At 37.7% G+C, this 18,359-nt stretch carries 16 protein-coding genes; 5 read left to right on the top strand and 11 right to left on the bottom strand.

Going from position 1 to position 18,359, the window contains the following annotated elements:
- Nucleotides 1-3: 3 nt before the first annotated feature.
- Nucleotides 4-1,662, bottom strand: coding sequence for an alpha-glucosidase (locus ACNARN_RS12495; RefSeq protein ID WP_416304517.1), 1,659 nt, complete (start codon nt 1,660-1,662; stop codon nt 4-6).
- A 216-nt stretch (nt 1,663-1,878) separates the two neighbouring features.
- Here ACNARN_RS12495 and ACNARN_RS12500 point away from each other — a divergent pair, with 216 nt between their 5' ends.
- On the top strand, nt 1,879-2,859 hold the full coding sequence (locus ACNARN_RS12500) for a LacI family DNA-binding transcriptional regulator (RefSeq protein ID WP_198632402.1): 981 nt from the start codon (nt 1,879-1,881) through the stop codon (nt 2,857-2,859).
- Nucleotides 2,860-3,144: 285 nt separating this feature from the next.
- Here the strand turns inward: ACNARN_RS12500 and ACNARN_RS12505 are convergent, their stop codons facing one another.
- From ACNARN_RS12505 to ACNARN_RS12520, 4 genes are all read right to left on the bottom strand, one after another.
- Entirely contained in the window at nt 3,145-3,639 is a 495-nt protein-coding gene (locus ACNARN_RS12505) for a RidA family protein (protein ID WP_198620055.1), read from the bottom strand.
- 45 nt (nt 3,640-3,684) lie between these two features.
- Nucleotides 3,685-5,106 (bottom strand): NAD(P)/FAD-dependent oxidoreductase, encoded by a 1,422-nt coding sequence (locus ACNARN_RS12510; RefSeq protein ID WP_416304518.1) that lies wholly within the window; start codon nt 5,104-5,106, stop codon nt 3,685-3,687.
- 619 nt (nt 5,107-5,725) lie between these two features.
- Nucleotides 5,726-7,081: a glutathione-disulfide reductase gene (gene gorA / locus ACNARN_RS12515; protein WP_416304519.1), complete on the bottom strand. Its 1,356-nt coding sequence runs from the start codon at nt 7,079-7,081 to the stop codon at nt 5,726-5,728.
- Nucleotides 7,082-7,225: 144 nt separating this feature from the next.
- A complete protein-coding gene (locus ACNARN_RS12520; protein WP_109374314.1) occupies nt 7,226-8,068 on the bottom strand; it encodes a 23S rRNA (adenine(2030)-N(6))-methyltransferase RlmJ in 843 nt (280 codons plus the stop codon).
- Between the two features lie 180 nt (nt 8,069-8,248).
- Here ACNARN_RS12520 and ACNARN_RS12525 point away from each other — a divergent pair, with 180 nt between their 5' ends.
- The 4 genes from ACNARN_RS12525 to ACNARN_RS12540 all read left to right on the top strand — a co-directional run bounded on the left by ACNARN_RS12525 (nt 8,249) and on the right by ACNARN_RS12540 (nt 11,357).
- A complete protein-coding gene (locus ACNARN_RS12525) occupies nt 8,249-8,638 on the top strand; it encodes a DUF1090 domain-containing protein (RefSeq protein WP_198620057.1) in 390 nt (129 codons plus the stop codon).
- Between the two features lie 330 nt (nt 8,639-8,968).
- Nucleotides 8,969-9,988, top strand: coding sequence for an inner membrane protein YhjD (gene yhjD, locus ACNARN_RS12530; protein WP_196534050.1), 1,020 nt, complete (start codon nt 8,969-8,971; stop codon nt 9,986-9,988).
- A gap of 69 nt (nt 9,989-10,057) precedes the next feature.
- Entirely contained in the window at nt 10,058-10,267 is a 210-nt protein-coding gene (locus ACNARN_RS12535) for a 2-hydroxymuconate tautomerase family protein (protein ID WP_006534633.1), read from the top strand.
- 79 nt (nt 10,268-10,346) lie between these two features.
- Nucleotides 10,347-11,357: a serine hydrolase domain-containing protein gene (locus tag ACNARN_RS12540; RefSeq protein WP_198620058.1), complete on the top strand. Its 1,011-nt coding sequence runs from the start codon at nt 10,347-10,349 to the stop codon at nt 11,355-11,357.
- A 113-nt stretch (nt 11,358-11,470) separates the two neighbouring features.
- Here ACNARN_RS12540 and ACNARN_RS12545 read toward each other — a convergent pair whose 3' ends face one another.
- The 6 genes from ACNARN_RS12545 to dppB form a co-directional block, all read right to left on the bottom strand.
- Nucleotides 11,471-13,006, bottom strand: a complete 1,536-nt coding sequence (locus ACNARN_RS12545) for an insulinase family protein (RefSeq protein WP_232799436.1) — start codon at nt 13,004-13,006, stop codon at nt 11,471-11,473.
- A 173-nt stretch (nt 13,007-13,179) separates the two neighbouring features.
- Nucleotides 13,180-13,890: a HAMP domain-containing protein gene (locus ACNARN_RS12550; RefSeq protein WP_416304520.1), complete on the bottom strand. Its 711-nt coding sequence runs from the start codon at nt 13,888-13,890 to the stop codon at nt 13,180-13,182.
- Between the two features lie 518 nt (nt 13,891-14,408).
- A complete protein-coding gene (dppF, locus tag ACNARN_RS12555; RefSeq protein ID WP_416304521.1) occupies nt 14,409-15,410 on the bottom strand; it encodes a dipeptide ABC transporter ATP-binding subunit DppF in 1,002 nt (333 codons plus the stop codon).
- On the bottom strand, nt 15,403-16,386 hold the full coding sequence (gene dppD / locus ACNARN_RS12560) for a dipeptide ABC transporter ATP-binding protein (protein ID WP_196534054.1): 984 nt from the start codon (nt 16,384-16,386) through the stop codon (nt 15,403-15,405). Before dppD ends, dppF begins: the two co-directional genes overlap by 8 nt.
- Before the next feature lie 12 nt (nt 16,387-16,398).
- Nucleotides 16,399-17,301 carry a dipeptide ABC transporter permease DppC gene (dppC, locus tag ACNARN_RS12565; RefSeq protein ID WP_160230778.1) on the bottom strand — a complete coding sequence of 301 codons (903 nt, stop codon included), beginning with the start codon at nt 17,299-17,301 and terminating at the stop codon, nt 16,399-16,401.
- A gap of 10 nt (nt 17,302-17,311) precedes the next feature.
- On the bottom strand, nt 17,312-18,331 hold the full coding sequence (gene dppB / locus ACNARN_RS12570; RefSeq protein WP_196534055.1) for a dipeptide ABC transporter permease DppB: 1,020 nt from the start codon (nt 18,329-18,331) through the stop codon (nt 17,312-17,314).
- Nucleotides 18,332-18,359 lie beyond the last annotated feature (28 nt).

An 18,359-nucleotide genomic window follows, 5' to 3' on the forward strand; every position in this document is an offset into this window, starting at 1 on the left:
AAATTAAACAAAAATAATCGCTTGATAAGGTTGAAGAATAAGACCACCTTGTGCATCTTCCACTATTGGGCTGTTATGCAAATAAATATCTTTAGCTTTAATGGTAAGTGCTTTTTCTTCACCACTAAAATTACAGTAAATATTGACTGAGTTACCATCATAAGTACGCTTAAAAGCAATCACGTTTTCTGGTGAAACCAATGGCGAGAATTCACCATAGACCAAAATATCACTGATCTTTGAATGTCGTCTTAATGCAATTAATTGTTGATAATAAGCGAAAAGAGAATGTTTATCTTGTGTCTCTTGCTCTGCATTAATATCCACATAATTAGGGTTAACTTTTAGCCATGGCTTTCCAGTACTAAAACCACCATTTATTTCACTATCCCATTGAAAAGGTATTCTTGAATTATCACGGCTACGGTCATTAAAGTATTCAATTATTTGCTCGTCGCTATAACCTAATTTTTTACCCCATTCATATAATTTAAAAACATGCAAATCATCATGTTCTTCTAATGTCATTGGGCAATTAGTCATGCCAATTTCTTGCCCTTGATAAATAAAAGGAGTTCCTCGTTGAGTTAATAAAAATGTCGCTAACATTTTGGCACTAGTTACATTAATCGCCCCTTTAGGAAGAAATTTATTTAATGAACGAGGCTGATCATGATTTTCTAAATAAGGTGCTCCCCAACCTACGCGTTGAGTATCTAGCTGACTTTTAATAAATACAGGTTTTAATCTTTCACCTGTGATTGGATTAATGGTAAATGGTTTCTCATTACGAATATCTAAATCAGCGATACTAAAATCAAATACCATGGAAAAATAACCATTCTCGCCAACATAAGCGCGTAAATCTTTTTCAGGTACATCAATTTCTGCAACCGTCATACTATTTGCAGGCTTAAAAGTATTCTCGACTAATTCAGTTAAAAACTTATCAATACTAGGTTGATTTAATACCCAAGGCACTAAAGACGCTGAACCATCATCTTTATCAGGTTCAAATTGATATTCAGATAAGGCTTCAGGTGATTTTTTTAAATTACCAATCGCATCAATACGAAATCCTGCAACACCTTTTTTGATCCAGACATTTATCATGTTGATAATATCTTTACGTAATTGTGGGTTTTCCCAGTTTAAATCCGGTTGTTCAGGGCCAAAGGAATTGAAATACCAACGATTAGTTTCTCCAACGCGACTCCAAACAGAGCAATCAAAATAAGTGCGTAAATTATTAGGAGGAGTCGGTTTATCCCATTGTTTAAAAATATAATAATCGCTATATGGGCTATTAGGATCTTCAATTGCCGCTTTAAACCAAGGATGCTCATCAGAAGAGTGATTTAATACTAAATCTAATAGAATTTTAATATCACGTTTTTTAGCTTCGCTAATAAGTTTATCTAACGCGTTATTATCGCCAAAGATAGGATCGACAACAGAATAATCAGCAATATCATAACCATTGTCTTTCATTGGTGATTTAAAAATCGGACATAACCAAATAACGTTTGTACCAAGTGACTGAATATAATCTAATTTCTCCGTGATCCCAGCTAAATCGCCGACACCATCCCCGTTACTATCATAATAACTCTTGGGATAAATTTGATAGACCACGGCATCTTTCCACCAAGTATTAGACATATTCACCTCACTAAGGTAATTAGCACATATGGAACTGTTCCATAATTAATATAAGATACTATAGGCACTAAAAGAGAGGGTAAGGTAATTAACATACTAAAATGTGAAATAGCTCATACTAAAAAAACACAATTACCTCAATAAAGATGGGTTTGTCATAATCATATTAAGATATATTAGGTCATCAACTAATTGAAAGGAGCAACAGCATATTCAATGGCCGGGATCCGTGATGTCGCAAAAAAAGCCAATGTCGCAGCAAGCACTGTTTCCAGAGCATTAAATAACAGTGGCTATGTGTCTCAAGCTGCACGAGAAAAAATAAAAAAAGCGGTTGAGGAATTAGATTATATTCCAGATACTTGGCTAAGAAATTTATATCAACAAAAGAGTGCTGTTGTTGGTGTCATTATTAATAGCCTTGAATACCCTTATTTTGCGACAGTGACACGTTTTATTGAAAATAAGCTCGCTGAAAATGGCTATAGCATGATGTTATGTGCAACACAAAATAGCAAAGTACGTGAACGTATATTTTTTGATATGCTTAAACGCGGTCAGATCGACGGTATTATTGCAGAATATCTGTTATTGGATGATAGTGAATATCAGCATATTCAAAGACCAGTGGTAACGCTAGATCGTCATCTTCGTGATATTCCATTAGTGTGTTCCGATCACCATACTGGTGGTCGATTAGCAGCAGAACACCTTATTCAAAAAGGTTGCCAAAAAATCCTCTATATTGAAGATAATTCAAGTTATTTATCATCAACCCCTTCATATCAAAGCTGTTTAGCTTTTAAAGAAACGCTTATTCAGGCAGGTATTAAACCTATTCCTTGTAAAGTAAATTGGAAAGAAGAAGAGAAAGACTATTTTCACTCTTTTGCAACAAAAATACTTTCTTTGCATTCAGAGATCGATGCTATTTTTGCTGCTGATATTCCCGCCATGGCATTATTTAATGAAGCAACAAGACGAAATATTGCCATTCCAGAACAATTAAAAATAGTTGCTTACGATGGCAGTCCTTGGTTAAACCAAACACTGCGCCAATTAACCTGTATTGAACAACCCTTTGAAAAACTGGCTGAAAAAAGCGTAGAAGTGATTAGCGCATTAATTGAAAATAAAGAAACAACAGATAACATCTCTGTTATTCCAGTGAAGTTTATTCAAGGTGAAAGTAGCTAATTATTGATTCAATTCTTATGACAGTTTTGTGTTGAGATATCGCCATAACATGTCGATACCATAAACATGTCACGCGGTTATGTTTATAAAAGCTAGTTTTATCGACATATCGCCATAACATGTCGATACCATAAACATGTCTCGCTATTATGTTTATAAAAACGCATTTTATCGACATATCGCCATAATATGTCGATAAAATAAAAAAACGCCAAAGAAAGTTACCTTTCTCTAGCGTTTTATTTGATTATGTTTTACTTCAAAATTGAGTAAAAGCTATCGTTCTTATTTTGCAGGACGAACTGCGATAACTTCAATTTCTACACGCCATGCTGGATTAGCCAGTTTTGCGATTTGGAAAGTTGAACGAGCTGGCAGTTGGTCAGTTTTAGAAGCATCAAAGTACTTAGAATAACCGTTCATAAAGCCTTTAAAGTCCATCTCACCTTTAGTTTCTTCGCCACCAACTAGGAAGACTTGCATTTTCACAACGTCTTTCATATCTAGGCCAAGTTCATTTAAGTGAGTTTTGATTTGTTCTAATACACTGATAGTTTGTTCTTCAGTATTACCATAAGACGCTAATACGCCTTCTGGTGCATCTGCTGATTTCTTAGCCGGTACTTTACCGCTTAAGAAAACAAGGTTGTTACCTGCACTTACTTCAACAGACTCAGAAATAGGCATACCGTTTAATTTATGGTGTACAACACCTTCCGCATTCGCGCTTGCTACACCAAAAATAAAAGGCAGAGCAACAAGTAAACTTTTATAACGCATGAAAACTCCTTAACATGTTTAATTTACAGTAAAACAAGGGGTTATTTACTTCTTAAAGCGATCCATACTAAATGGTGTTGGATCAATAACTGGTTTCTTACCTGTAACGATATCAGCAGTCACTTCACCAGCAGCAGGGCCTTCGGTCATACCCCATACGGTTGCAGTATTGATAACTAGGCCTGGGTATTCTTTGACTTCAGAAATAATAGGTAATTCATCAAATGTTGGACTAACTACTGCGCCCCAACGTTCAACAACTTGTGATTTTTCAAATACTGGGAATTCAGCTTTCATTCTTTGGAATACAGCATCCAAGTGCTCAGTATTTTGCGTTGCTGTTGCAACACGATATTGTTCAAACGGTGTTTTTTCATCTAATTTCCAAGATGTTGCCATCTTGAATGAGTTGAATAAATCTTCACCGATAGAGAATTCTAATGGCAGCTCACCACCACCTAATAGGTGCATGAACTTAGGCCCTAACAAGAAGCTATCTTTCACGATAGAGCTTGTGAAAATACGAGGTGCGACAGCATAAGTACCATCGGCTTGCTCACGGAAATGGATACCGTTTGGTAAATGCACGTTACCACGAGGTGCACCCGAAACACCTGATACACGTTGCTGTGATAAGTAAACATTCAGCGTTGGAATATCAATGCCCATGTTACCCATAAATAAACGTGACCAAATACCACCAGCAAGAACAACGTGAGATGTTCTAATTGCACCTTTTTCTGTTACAACATCAGAAATTTTACCACCAGCAGTTTCGATGCCTCTTACCGCGCAGTTGGTATAGATTTTTACGCCAATTTGTTTAGCGTAGCGTGCTAATGCAGGTGTGCCCGTTTCTGGATCAACAGAACCTGAGTCTTCTTCAAAAGCGGCCACAGTCCATGGTGTTTGAGCACCAACAAGACGGTTTGATAACTCTTCACCTTTAATAATGCGCGTATTTAATGGTGTATCAAATCCAGCCGTTTCTTTTGCTGTTTTGATCCACGCTTGCGCTTTATCAAATGCTTTTTCATCTGCAAGGGCTTCTACTCGACCTTGTGTACGATAACTAGTATCAGCACCAATCTTTTCGTTCATTCCACGCCATAAGATTTTCCCGTAATGGTGTAATGGGAAAATTTCTGGTGATGTTTGATAACTAATAATTTGGCTGTATGCTCGGCCTGATTGTTCACCGCCAATCTCGCCTTTTTCTAAAATAGTGACACTCATGCCACGTTCTGCAAGGTTGATAGCAGTCATGATACCTTGGATACCACCACCAATAATCACTGCATCAGACTCTTTAGGCAGCGCACCCTCTGTACCTTCAACAAATGATGCTCTAGATTTAGCTTCAACGAATTTGCCATCACGGCGAACCATTGGAACTAACGCAGCACCACCGGCTAAAACACCCGCAGCACCAACACCTAAAAGCAGCTTTCTCCTTGAAATTTTCATCTTCTACCTCAGTAATGGATTTACTATTTATATTTATAATGTTGTTCATTTATTTCTTTAAAACTGAATAATACCATAGTTCATTATATTGTTAATAATTATAATTATTTGTTAACCATTTCTTAGAACAACAATATCCATAGATACAATATGGTTACTTTAACCATTTTTTTTCATAGAAAATCATCATTTAATGAGCTAGAGATGAAAATCTTGCGTTTATTATCAATTGATAAATAAGAATATATTTAGAATGGGATAAATTTTTAATAGAAAAAGCAATTGTTTAAATAATTAACATTTTGATACAAATGACGAGGAGGGCTGTAAAATATTGTTTACAAAACAAGCAAAATCTATCGCACAATTGCATAAAATAAAAAGATGATCTGACTATCTAATAGCCTTATTTTTACAAAATAAGTAATTTTACCTAGTAACTGGTTTATGGGTCAGTTAGTAGACGAATATACTTTTTGGAAAATACGTAGAAAAGAGGATATTCGAGTTCGAAATAAAACTGGGGTAAGTACAAATTCTCAATAAAAAAAGCCAGAGGGTTAACTCTAGCTTTTTACATAATAATAAAAATAAGCTTAAGCGATAAAATGAAAATAGCTTATCTCATCGTAACAAATTCTTCTGCTGCAGTTGGGTGGATTGCCACAGTATCATCAAAGTCTTTTTTCGTTGCGCCCATTTTCAGAGCCACAGCAAAACCTTGTAGTATTTCATCCATACCAAACCCAATACCATGAATACCAACAATTTTTTCGTCTGCGCCAACACAAACTAACTTCATACGACACGGTTGGCGATGACGAGTCACAGCACTATACATTGCTGTGAAAGACGATTTGTACACTTTAACTTGATCAGCACCGTACTGCTCAACCGCTTGAGGCTCTGTTAAACCAACAGTACCAATAGCTGGATGACTAAATACCACTGTTGGGATATTTGAATAGTCTAAATGTTCGTTAGGTTTGTTGTTAAATAAACGCTCTGACAAACGACGCCCTGCGGCAACAGCAACAGGCGTTAATTCAACTGCACCTGTATTATCGCCAACAGCATAAATTCCTTTTACATTGGTATTTTGGAATTTATCGACTTTGATATAGCCTTTTTCATTTAACTCGACCCCCGTTACCGCCAGATTCAGGTTATCCGTTGCTGGCTCACGACCAATTGCCCAGATTAATGTATCAACTGTCTGCTCTGTGCCGTTTTCCAGTTGTAACGTTAAACTTCCATCCGCATTCTTAATTACAGCTTTAGGAATAGCGTGTGTATGTAATTTAGGCCCTTCGGCTTCCATCACTTCTAACAGTGTTTCAACGATTAATGGGTCAAAATTACGCAGTGGCGCATGTTTACGCACAAATAGGTGCGTTTCACTACCCAAAGCATTTAACACACCAGCAAGTTCAACAGCGATATAACCAGCACCAACAACAGCAACACGTTTTGGTAAGGCTTTTAATTCAAAAAAGCCATCAGAATTAATACCATACTCAGCACCTGGAATATTAGGTTGAACAGGGCGACCGCCTGTTGCAATCAGAATATTATCAGCCGTGATCTTTTCGCCATTAACTTCAATCGTATTGGCATCAACAAAACGAGCAAACCCTTGGATAACATCAACTTTGTTATTACCTAAGACACGGTCATAAGATTGATGAATACGGTCAATATAAGCAGAACGGCTACTAATTAGCGTATCCCAATCAAAACGGTTCACTGTGGTATCAAAACCATAATCAGGACCGTATTGATGAATAGCTTCAGCAATTTGCGCTGCATGCCACATCACTTTTTTAGGTACACAACCCACGTTAACACAAGTGCCACCTAACGCTTTCGCTTCAATTAATGCACATTTTTGGCCATACATTGCCGCTCTATTAATTGATGCAATACCGCCACTACCGCCACCGATGGCGATGTAATCGTAATGTTTGCTCGTCATTTCTCTGATCCATTTATCTGTAGAAAAATAGGTAACTCACAGGCTAAGTCTTTCATATCATGATGTCTATTATGACAAAATTTAAAACATAGCACGTCAGATTTTAGCTTTTACAGTAATAGGCAAAAACAATAATAAAGATGCTTATTCTGGTACAACCCACTCAACTAATGTATGTCCAATACCCTCAGGAACTAAGGTTTTATGTAACCAAGGGAGTATTGATTTCATTTGTGATTCTAATTTCCAAGGTGGATTAATCACAATCATGCCTGATGCAGTCATCCCTAGTTGATCACTATCGGGTTTTACTGCTAATTCAATTTGTAAAATCTTACGGATCCCTGTTGCTTCAAGCTCTTTTAACATGCGTTTGATTTGCTGACGGTGAACAACGGGATACCAAATCGCATAAGTTCCTGTCGCAAAGCGCTTATGGCCTTCAACAACACCTTTAACAACAGCAGAATAGTCTTGTTTGAGTTCATAAGGTGGATCAATTAATGCGAATCCACGACGACTTGGCGGAGGTAACTTAGATTTTAATTGGCCAAAACCATCTTCACGAGAAACTCTAACTCGCTCGTCACGAGAGAATTCGGTACGTAATAAAGGAAAATCCGTTGGATGTAATTCTGTTAGCGCTAAGGAATCTTGTTCTCTTAGTAATTTGCTCGCTAATAGAGGTGATCCCGGATAATAACGCAGTTCCCCACTTGCGTTTAATTCTCCAACCGCTTCAAGGTAAGGCAAAATAAGCTCAGGCACTTCTTCTTGCTGCCATAAGCGTGCGATCCCTTCTAAATATTCGCCAGTGCGAGTCGCATGAGCATTGGTTAATTGATAACGTCCAGCGCCAGCATGAGTATCAAGATAAAGAAAAGGTTTCTCTTTCTCTTTTAAAGACTCAATGATGAGTGTTTGAACAATATGTTTTAAAACATCGGCGTGGTTGCCAGCATGGAAACTATGGCGATAGCTCAGCATTCTTTATCTTCCGTTAGAAATAAGTATAGCTTAGTAATTAATTTACTCAGAAATAGTGATTAAACTCAGTGTATCAGAAAAAGCCGAACTTCTTCATTGAAAGCGAAAGAAACGTTGTGTCTTAGTATTCAGCCGTTATGATAAGCCCATATTTCACTTAAGTTTAAATAGGATAGAAAGATGAAAAAATTACTTTTTACTGCCATAACCTTAAGCTTACTCGCAAGTAATGCTTATGCCGATAGATCAACCAATGGTTGTGAAATAAAAAAACAGAATATCCAAAAGCAGATGGAATATGCAAAAGCACATGGTAATCAATATCGTATCCAAGGCTTGGAGCGAGCATTACAAAATGTTGAACGCTATTGCACACCTGAAAAAGTGGTTGAAAACACACGCCTTGAATTACGTGAAAAACAACTTGACGTTAAAGAGCGTGAGCTCGAATTAAAAGAAGCACAACTTAAAGGTGATGCAGATAAAATTGCTAAACAAGAAAGAAAGCTAGCTGAAGAAAAAGCTGATTTAAAAGCAATTGAAGAAGAATTAAATCTACTGACAAAGTAGTTATCATCAATAATTAATGCCTACTCCTTATTTGACTGTGAAATACAGACTAAAACAATAAGTGAGTAGCCATTCTCTTATTAAACTAAACTTAATTTCAGAATTGCTGTATTGGTTTTTTATCCTTTATTAAGTACAAGATTATCTACACCTTTTAATAGAGCATCATCTACACTTAAGCCAGAACAAACAAATACATCTCCTAAATCAGTGGCTAATTACAATAAGCATAAGGTGTGTAATAGAAATTAAGCTATGATATTTTTGAGTGAAAACTATAGTAGTAACATTAATTTATTGAAAATGGACTGATCTAATTAAAGAGGATATATGTCAGAAGAGCAGCAACAAAAAACAGTAAGTGAAAAAACTCAACTGACTCAGCCACTAAAAAAAGGGCTGGAAAAAGGGCTTCATGGTGGGAAAAAAGCCATTGGAATTGGGATAAAAATCAGTAACTTCATCACCAATATCCCTTTTATTGCACACCTTATTCGTGCAGCAGAACGTTTCACTGACAGAATGGGAAATCAGTTCGGCGCAGCTATTACTTACTTTTCATTTTTATCATTAATCCCAGTATTAATGCTTTCTTTTGCCTGTGCGGGTTTTGTTTTGGCCTCAAATCCAGATTTACTCGCTAAATTAATTACAGGTGTCGCAAATAGCATTGACGATCCAACGCTTGCATCCACAGTTCAACAAAGTATTGATACCGCAGTTCGCCAGCGTACAACCGTTGGTTTAACTGGTTTAGCAATTGCACTTTATTCTGGTGTTAATTGGGTGGGTAATTTACGCCAAGCCATTTTGGCTCAATCACGCCCCGTTTGGGAAAGAAATAAAGAAGAGCAAGAGAAAATCTATTTCCGCTACTTTCGCGACTTTTTAGCGCTAATTGGCTTACTTTTTGCGTTAATTGTCACTATTACGCTAACTTCTGTGGCAGGTTCAGCCCAAAGAATGATTGTTCACACATTGGGATTAGACGGTATTGAATGGCTAACGCCAGCATGGACAACCATCGGCTTAACTATTTCCATTACTGCAAACTATTTACTCTTTTTATGGATATTGTGGATCTTACCTCGCCATCAACCAAAACGAATTTCGCTTATTAAAGGCACACTTATCGCTGCCATTGGTTTTGAAATATTGAAATCCGTTATGACATGGATGCTACCCAAAATCGCAAGCTCACCTTCAGGTGCCGCATTTGGTTCAGTGATAGGTTTAATGGCTTTCTTCTACTTTTTTGCCCGATTAACACTCTTTTGTGCCGCGTGGATCGCCACTGATGGCCCAAATATGCGCAAAGAACAGTTGTCTGAAACGCAATCAACATCTTAACTTTATGATAAAACTATATGGTTAATTCCCTGCATTAACCGCCTATAAATAACGTAATAAGGAAAAACAATGCCATACGTTAATATTAAAATTACACGCGAAGGTGCAACCGCAGAGCAAAAAGAGCAGCTCATTGCGGGAGCAACACAACTTTTGGTTGATGTATTAGGCAAAAATCCAGCAACCACGGTTGTGGTAATTGATGAAGTTGAAACAGATAACTGGGGAATAGGTGGTAAAACAGTAACAGAATTACGAGCAGCAACAAAAAGTAAATAAAAAATTTCTGCAATATAATAAAGGGTGCAAAGTACACCCTTTTTGCTGATTTATTTTCCTGACAGATAAGGAAGTAACTATGGTTCAATCAATGACTGATGCTTTTCATGCCTTACCTTCAGCAAGTGCTATCTATATTACAGGTGCAGGCATTCAGTACCCTTTTGGTATGGCGCACGGATTTGCCGATGAAAGTACCCAGAAAAAATTAACTGTAGATACACCTTTTCGAATCGCTAGTAATACAAAAACCTTTCTCGCAGCCGCTTTTTTACGTTTATGGGAACAAGATGCTCTATCCCTTGATGATGATATAACTAAATATTTAAGTGCTCATTATCAACAGACATTATTAGAGCTAGGGTATGATCTTAAAGCCATTACACTACGCCATTTATTAAGCCATAGCAGTGGTTTATTCGATCATGCAAATGAAGCTTATCTTGAAGATGTGATTAAAGATCCCTCTCATAAATGGACACGAGAAGAACAAATAGCGCGCTATGCTCAACAAGGCTTTCCCATTATTCCAGCTGGAAAACGCTTCATTTATTCAGATACAGGATACATCTTGTTAGGTGATATCCTCTCTCAGTTTATGAGAAAAAATATGGCCACCAGCGTTCGTGAATTATTGCATTTCCAAGACTTAGATTTACCACAAACGTGGTGGGAAGATTTAGAACTACAACCTAAGCATCCTAAAGCGCGTGCTAGACAGTTTACAGGTGAGCACGAAGGTACTCATATTGATGCTTCAATGGATGCTTTTGGCGGTGGCGGGCTTGTGATGACAACCCTTGAGTTAGCTAAATTTACAGCTGACCTCTTCGAAGATAGAGTTTACTTGCATCCATCAACCTTAAAAGAGATGAAATGGCAAGGATCACATACAGGTGCTGCAAATTATCGTTTAGGTTTAATGGCCGAAGAAACTGACCTAGGCACACTTTACTATCATCTTGGTTATTGGGGGTCAGTAGCTTATTACTTACCTGAAAAACAAATTGCTATTGCCGGTTTTACAACCCAAAAAAATAACCGTGAAGATCTGATAACCATTGTTAAAGAAGCATTTAAACGCCTTTAAAATCAAAAATCAAAAATCAAAAATCAAAAAGCCAAAAATGTATCAATAACACTTTTGGCTTTTTGTTTATTTTACGGCTGATAAATTTCTAATATCAGCCTATCTCTGTTTTATTACGGTTTCTTCGTCGGTGTTGTGGCTACCGCTGGAGTTGTTACAGCCGGAGTTTCAACTGCTTTATTTGGTGTAGTATTAGTTGCAACAGGCGCAGGTGTATTTGCCGTTTCTGGATGAACTTGCTTTTCAAATTGAATACGCAATTCACCTAAATTCACCGTTGGTGTTTCACCACTTTGCGTTAATACAAAAGTAATATCTTCAGATAAAACTCTTGAAAGCTCCTGATTTAATGTCTCTTTTGTTAAACCAGCTAAAAATGCTTGGCGTAAACGCTGATATTGTTCAGGTGGAATATCAATAATATTGCTTTGTTGTGATAACAGACGCTGATTAATTAAAATTGCCGTACTGGTTTTTGCATAACGGGCAAACAACTGAGTTAATTGAAGTTGTTTTTCTTGTTGAAGCTCTTGGTATAGTTCATCACTAATACCTTGATTACGTAAACGACCTAACTCTTCTCCCACCCATGATGCTAATGCAGGAATATGAGCCGTTGCAGTATCAATATTTAAAGAACAACTTGCACGCTGATATTGTACCCGGCAATCAATGTTAATTTGAGTACTGTCGTTTTCCTTACGTTGTTCAAGGCTACGACCCAAATGCACAAAAATGACTTCACGAGCTAAATCACTTAACCAATATTTATTTAATGTGTCAGAGTCTTTTACTGGCGACCAGTCTAAATCCCAAATTAAAGCAATTTGGTCTTTTGCACGCATAGGCTCTTGCACATATAACGTTTCAGGTTTCATATCGGCAAGAACAGGCACTGGAACAGGTGTTACACGCTTTCCTGATAGAGTTGAAAATGCCTGATTAATACTTTCAGTCAATACTCGATTATCAACATTACCTGCAACATAAAGTGTCATCATATCTGGGGTATACCAACGTTGTTGGTAATCTGACAGCTCTTTAGTATTTACAGATTGATTAACCGGTTTTCCTGGATTGTGGCCTTTTAGATTTGAGCCTTCAAGGCGTGTGCGCCAAATAGGATCTTCAATATTGAGAGGAAATGTTGCAATAGGAAGTGGTGATTGAACCGCATTACGAACCGCATCTTCGGTATATTCAGCAGGTTTAGCAATACCTGCTAATAATGCAAAAGCATCCTTTAATAGCTCAGGCTGGTTGTTCGGTAAACTTAGATTATAAACAGTAAAATCGTATGAAACGATCATTGGAGGTAACGGATAGTCAGGATCTAACGCATTTTTCCATAGATTATCGCGTTTCTCTGGCGTTAAGCCTGTATTTTCCAAAACGTTGAGTTTGGACACTAAGGATGAAAAACCCGTTTCACTGCTTTTTTCTGATAAAGAACCTGTATTGACTAATAAACGGATCTGTATTCTATCATTTGGGCGTTGCGGTGTTTGTAAGATTTGCCACTGAAAACCATTTGCTAGTCGCCCTTCTTGCCAAGCCGGATCAGGCTGCAAAGCTTCCGCTTGAACTTGGCAAATAACAGCGCCGAACATAACGCTTCCCAATAAAATTCGTGTCATTACACCCTGCATGTGAACCTCTGTTGTATTAATCCTTGGTATTAAACCACTTATGAGGTTTAACAATAAGTGCCAAAAGACATGTTAGATGTTGGATGTCTATTTTTTGTATTATCATCTTTATCACCACAGAAACATGAAATGAAATCACTATAGTGATTAGACTCATTATGGCGTAAGAAGGTTCAGACCTTCGGCAATTTTTGATCAGATTTTTGATGATTATATCCTTTAACCAGCAAACCAATCTCATCATCACAATGTGATTTTGGACAAGATAACGCTGAAACTTGGCTATCTTTATTGAGGGTGACGGCGATTTGGCGTAAAGGTTTTACAACAATACGATTAATACACCAGCTAATAGCAACCGTCAGAATAAGCCCCATCAACAGATATGTTGTTAGCATCAAGGCAACTGTATTACTGGCAAAACGATAAAAACGATTTGTGTCAGCCTGTAAAATGAGATGACCACTATAGGACTTATCATCTGTTGAAGTAATACCTAATGGCTGTAAAGGAATAACAGCTTCAACGGGAATACCAAAAAGCCAACTTGAGAATTCAGAGACTTCTTTCTTAGGTGCGAAATCTAAACTCATCACTTGTACATTTTCGGGTTGCATGACAATCGCTTTACCTAAAATACCCGCCGCTTTTAGTGTAACAATCTGTTGTTTAGCATCGTTCAAATCTGATCGTAACAATGCATCAGCGAGTGGTTGCTGGATACTTACACCAGCATTAAAAAGCTGATTTTGATAATCTTCACGGCGTTGATCTATCAAATAAACAAGTTGAATACTGATAAAAATAGCAATAGTCACCAACGTAACGCCCGCAACAGCGGCCATCTGTTTTATTGTTAATGAATGTTTAAGATGAGGTTTCATCGTTGCTATTTCCAATATACATGTCTGATCAGAGCGATTATACTGTATTTTTGTGATTATGTATCACTCTCAATAAAGAAAATAGCGTTATAAAAAGCGCTTATCCATTAAAATGAAAGTAGATAAATATATAACTATTATTATTTGAGTATAGTTATAAGATAAAAATAGTAAAATAAAAATTAAATATTATTTTTTCTTGGTTATCTACAATAAATCTACTTTATTTTAATAAAAAGATACAATTCACTAAAAAATATAAAATTAAATGCTATTAAAACCTTAACTTCAAGTTAAAGTGCAATGCTAACCGCAGTATATTTCTTAGTAAAAAATATTATTTTCCTTTAATATCATTGAAGTTTATATTTTAAAAAACTCATATAAATATAATATTTGATATCTATAAAATCATTATTAGATTATTTAGTTAAGATTGATTAAATATTATTAATAAAAAAATAAGAACAATATAAATCAGTATATTGTTCTTATTTTATGAGATAAATTTATTTTATTTAAACTATCGCGTTATCTTGCTCCACCGCAAAACAAGCAATAAGCTGACCATTATACTCTTTTAATGTTGGCTGTAATTGACTACATGGCCCAAATGCACGACGGCAACGAGCAGCGAAAGCACAACCCGGTGGCGGATTTAATGGGCTCGGTAATTCTCCCGTTAATTTAATACGCTCTCGTCTTAATTCAGGCGTCAATCTTGGTGTGGCTGATAATAATGCCTGTGTATAAGGATGTTGTGGATTTTCAAAAATTTGAGCTTTTGTTCCTTTTTCTACACAACGCCCTAAATACATTACAATAACTTCATCTGCAATATGCTCAACAACCGAGAGATCATGAGAAATAAAAACATAAGAGAGCCCCATATCTTGTTGTAGATCCATCATCAAATTCAGTACTTGGGCACGAACGGATACATCCAGCGCAGAAACAGGCTCATCGGCTACCACAATGTCTGGATCAAGCATCAAACCACGCGCAATAGCAATACGCTGACGTTGACCACCAGAAAACATATGAGGATATCGGCTATAGTGCTCTGTTTTTAACCCCACTTTTGCCATCATTGATAATACTTTTTCTTTACGCTCAGAGGCATTCAGTGTTGTATTAATCAATAAAGGCTCTTCTAAAATTTGCCCTACTTTTTTACGCGGATTCAATGATCCATAAGGATTTTGAAACACAATTTGGATCTTTTGGCGACGTAGCTTCTCAGCCGATTTATCTTTAATTAACAGATTTTGCCCACGATAAGCAAGCTCGCCTGAAGTAGGAACCTCAATCATCGTGAGTAATCGACCTAATGTGGATTTACCGCATCCTGACTCACCAACAACAGCCAAAGTTTTACCACGTTCTAACTCAAAAGAGACACCATCAAGGGCTTTAACTGTTCTCTCTTTTGAAAAAAACCCGCCTTTTACGCTGTAATACTTCGCTAAATTAACCGCTTTTAATAAAGGAGTTGATACATTTAGATTAACTTCAGCCATGGGTAGGTTCCCCTGCATTATCTAACGGTGTATGACACTTCACACGATGCGTTCCTAATTCTTTTAATTCAGGCTCAACCTTATAACATTCATCATGAGCATATGGGCAACGAGGATTGAGTAAGCAACCTGTTGGTCGATCATAGCGCCCTGGTACAACGCCCGGTAGCGATGCTAATCGCGCTTTATTACTCGCGAACTCAGGGAGTGCTCTTAATAATGCTTGAGTATAAGGATGACGAGGCGCTTTAAAAATTTCTGATGATTTTCCAGATTCCACCACTTGCCCCGCATACATCACAATAATGGTGTCTGCGGCTTCTGCCACTAATGCAAGATCATGGGTAATCAACACTAGCGCCATATTTTCTTGTTTTTGTAAATCGAGCAAAAGCTCTATGATTTGAGCCTGAATAGTCACATCCAGTGCTGTGGTAGGTTCATCTGCAATCAATAATTTAGGGCGACAAGCGATCGCCATTGCGATCATCACACGCTGGCTCATTCCCCCTGAAAGCTGGTGTGGATAGACATCTAAGCGAGAAGCAGGATCAGGAATACCCACCAGCGTTAAGAGATCGATAGCACGTTGTTTACGTGTTTTACGACTTCCTCCCTGATGGACTTTTAATGCTTCCATAATTTGATAGCCAACCGTAAAACAAGGATTCAAGCTTGTCATCGGATCTTGGAAAATCATTGCAACCTCTGCACCCACCAAATTTCGTCGCTCTGATTCAGAGATTTTCATCAGATCTCTGCCATCAAAATAAAGCTCTTGTGCTGTCACTCGTCCCGGAAAATCAATAAGTCCCATAATTGCCAATGAACTGACTGATTTACCAGAGCCAGACTCACCGACAATACCCACAACTTGCCCTTCTTCAACCTGATAGCTTATTCGGTCTACCGCTTTAAACGGAGTATCTTCATCACCAAAGTGAACAGATAATTGATTAATATTTAGTAATGCCATGTTCTTACTCCGTTACTGCTTTAATTTCGGATCAAGTGCATCTCGTAAACCATCACCCATTAAGTTAAAGGCTAATACGGTAAACAAAATAGCAAGACCAGGAAACGTCACAACCCACCACGCACTCTGTGTAAACTGCAATACATCAGATAACATGGTTCCCCATTCAGGTGTCGGTGGCTGCGCGCCCATTCCTAAAAAGCCTAATGCTGCCATATCTAAGATGGCATTAGAAAAACCTAAAGAGGCTTGAACAATTAAAGGGGCAAGACAGTTAGGTAAGATATTGATAAACATTTGACGCATTGAGCCCGCCCCCGCAACACGAGAAGCAATAACGTAATCGCGGTTAACTTCAATTAAAACAGCGGCTCGCGTTAATCGAACATAGTGAGGTAAAGCAACAAAGGTCAGTGCGATAGAAGCATTAACAATAGAAGGACCAAAAATAGCTACCAACACTAATGCCAATAATAAACTTGGTAATGCCAACATGATATCGACGACACGCATAATGCCGATATCTACAAGACCACCGAAATAACCCGCGGCCAATCCTAGAATAATTCCTAAGATAAGTGATAGCACGACAACAATACAGCCCACCAATAATGAAAGTCGAGCACCAAACATTAAGCGAGAAAGAATATCGCGACCAACATCATCAGTACCGAGAATAAATTGCCAGCTTCCCCCTTCTTGCCAAACAGGAGGCACTAATAAGAAATCACGAAATTGCTCATTAGGGGCATGAGGTGCAAGAAAGCCTGCCAGTAATGCAATAAGCAACATAATTACAATATAGATTAACCCAACAACAGCACCTTTATTTTGTTTAAAGTAGTGCCAAAATTCTTGGAAGGGCGTCATGGGAGCCGGTGCACTGATGACCGGTGTTACTTTATTTTCAGTCATTATGCATTCCTTATTTTTTATGGCGAATACGAGGATTCACAATGCCATAAAGAACATCAACCAACAGATTGACAAAGATAATCATCGTTGCAATTAAAAGCACACCACCTTGAACAACTGGGTAATCGCGTCGCTGTAAGGCATCAATCAACCAGCGTCCTAATCCCGGCCATGAGAAAATAGTTTCTGTTAAAATTGCACCAGCCAGCATTGTTCCAACTTGTAATCCAATAACGGTGACAACAGGCAACATCGCATTGCGTAATGCGTGGATAAGAATGACGCGAGCACGGCTCAAACCTTTTGCTCTAGCAGTACGAATATAATCTTCGCCTAATACTTCAAGCATCGAAGAACGCGTCATACGCACGATAACAGCTAAAGGAATGGTTCCTAATACAATAGCAGGTAAAATGATGTGGTGAACTGCATCTAAGAAATCCCCTTCCTCCCCCCAAATAAAGGTATCAATCAGCATAAATCCAGTGAGTGGGTTGCTGTCATCTAAAAAGACACTATCAGCCAAGCGCCCAGAGACTGGGGTTAGGTCTAATTTTACAGACACTAGCATGATTAACATGATCCCCCACCAGAAAATTGGCATGGAGTAACCTGCTAATGACACACTAATCGCGGTATGATCAAAAATAGAACCACGTTTTACCGCAGCCAAAACACCAACAGGGATCCCAACTGAAACCGCAAAAATCATGGCGCAAACGCCAAGTTCTAAAGTAGCTTTAAAGCGAGGTAAAAATTCATCCCATACAGGAATGCGGCTTTTTAATGAGATACCTAAATCACCGTGGAGAATACCATTTAGATAATTGAGATATTGTTGCCATAAAGGCTTATCCAGTCCCAATTCAGCCATTAAATAAGCATGTCGTTCTGGAGAAAGTCCACGCTCACCCGCCATAATCATTACCGGATCACCGGGAATAAGATGAACGAAAATAAACGTCAGTAATGTAATTCCGATAAACGTAGGGATCACAAGTCCCAAACGTTGAAGGATAAATTGCAGCATATCCTAATTCTCTTTTCAAACATCAGCT

Source organism: Proteus sp. TSJ240517 (assembly GCF_047921575.1).
Taxonomy (GTDB): Bacteria; Pseudomonadota; Gammaproteobacteria; order Enterobacterales; family Enterobacteriaceae; genus Proteus.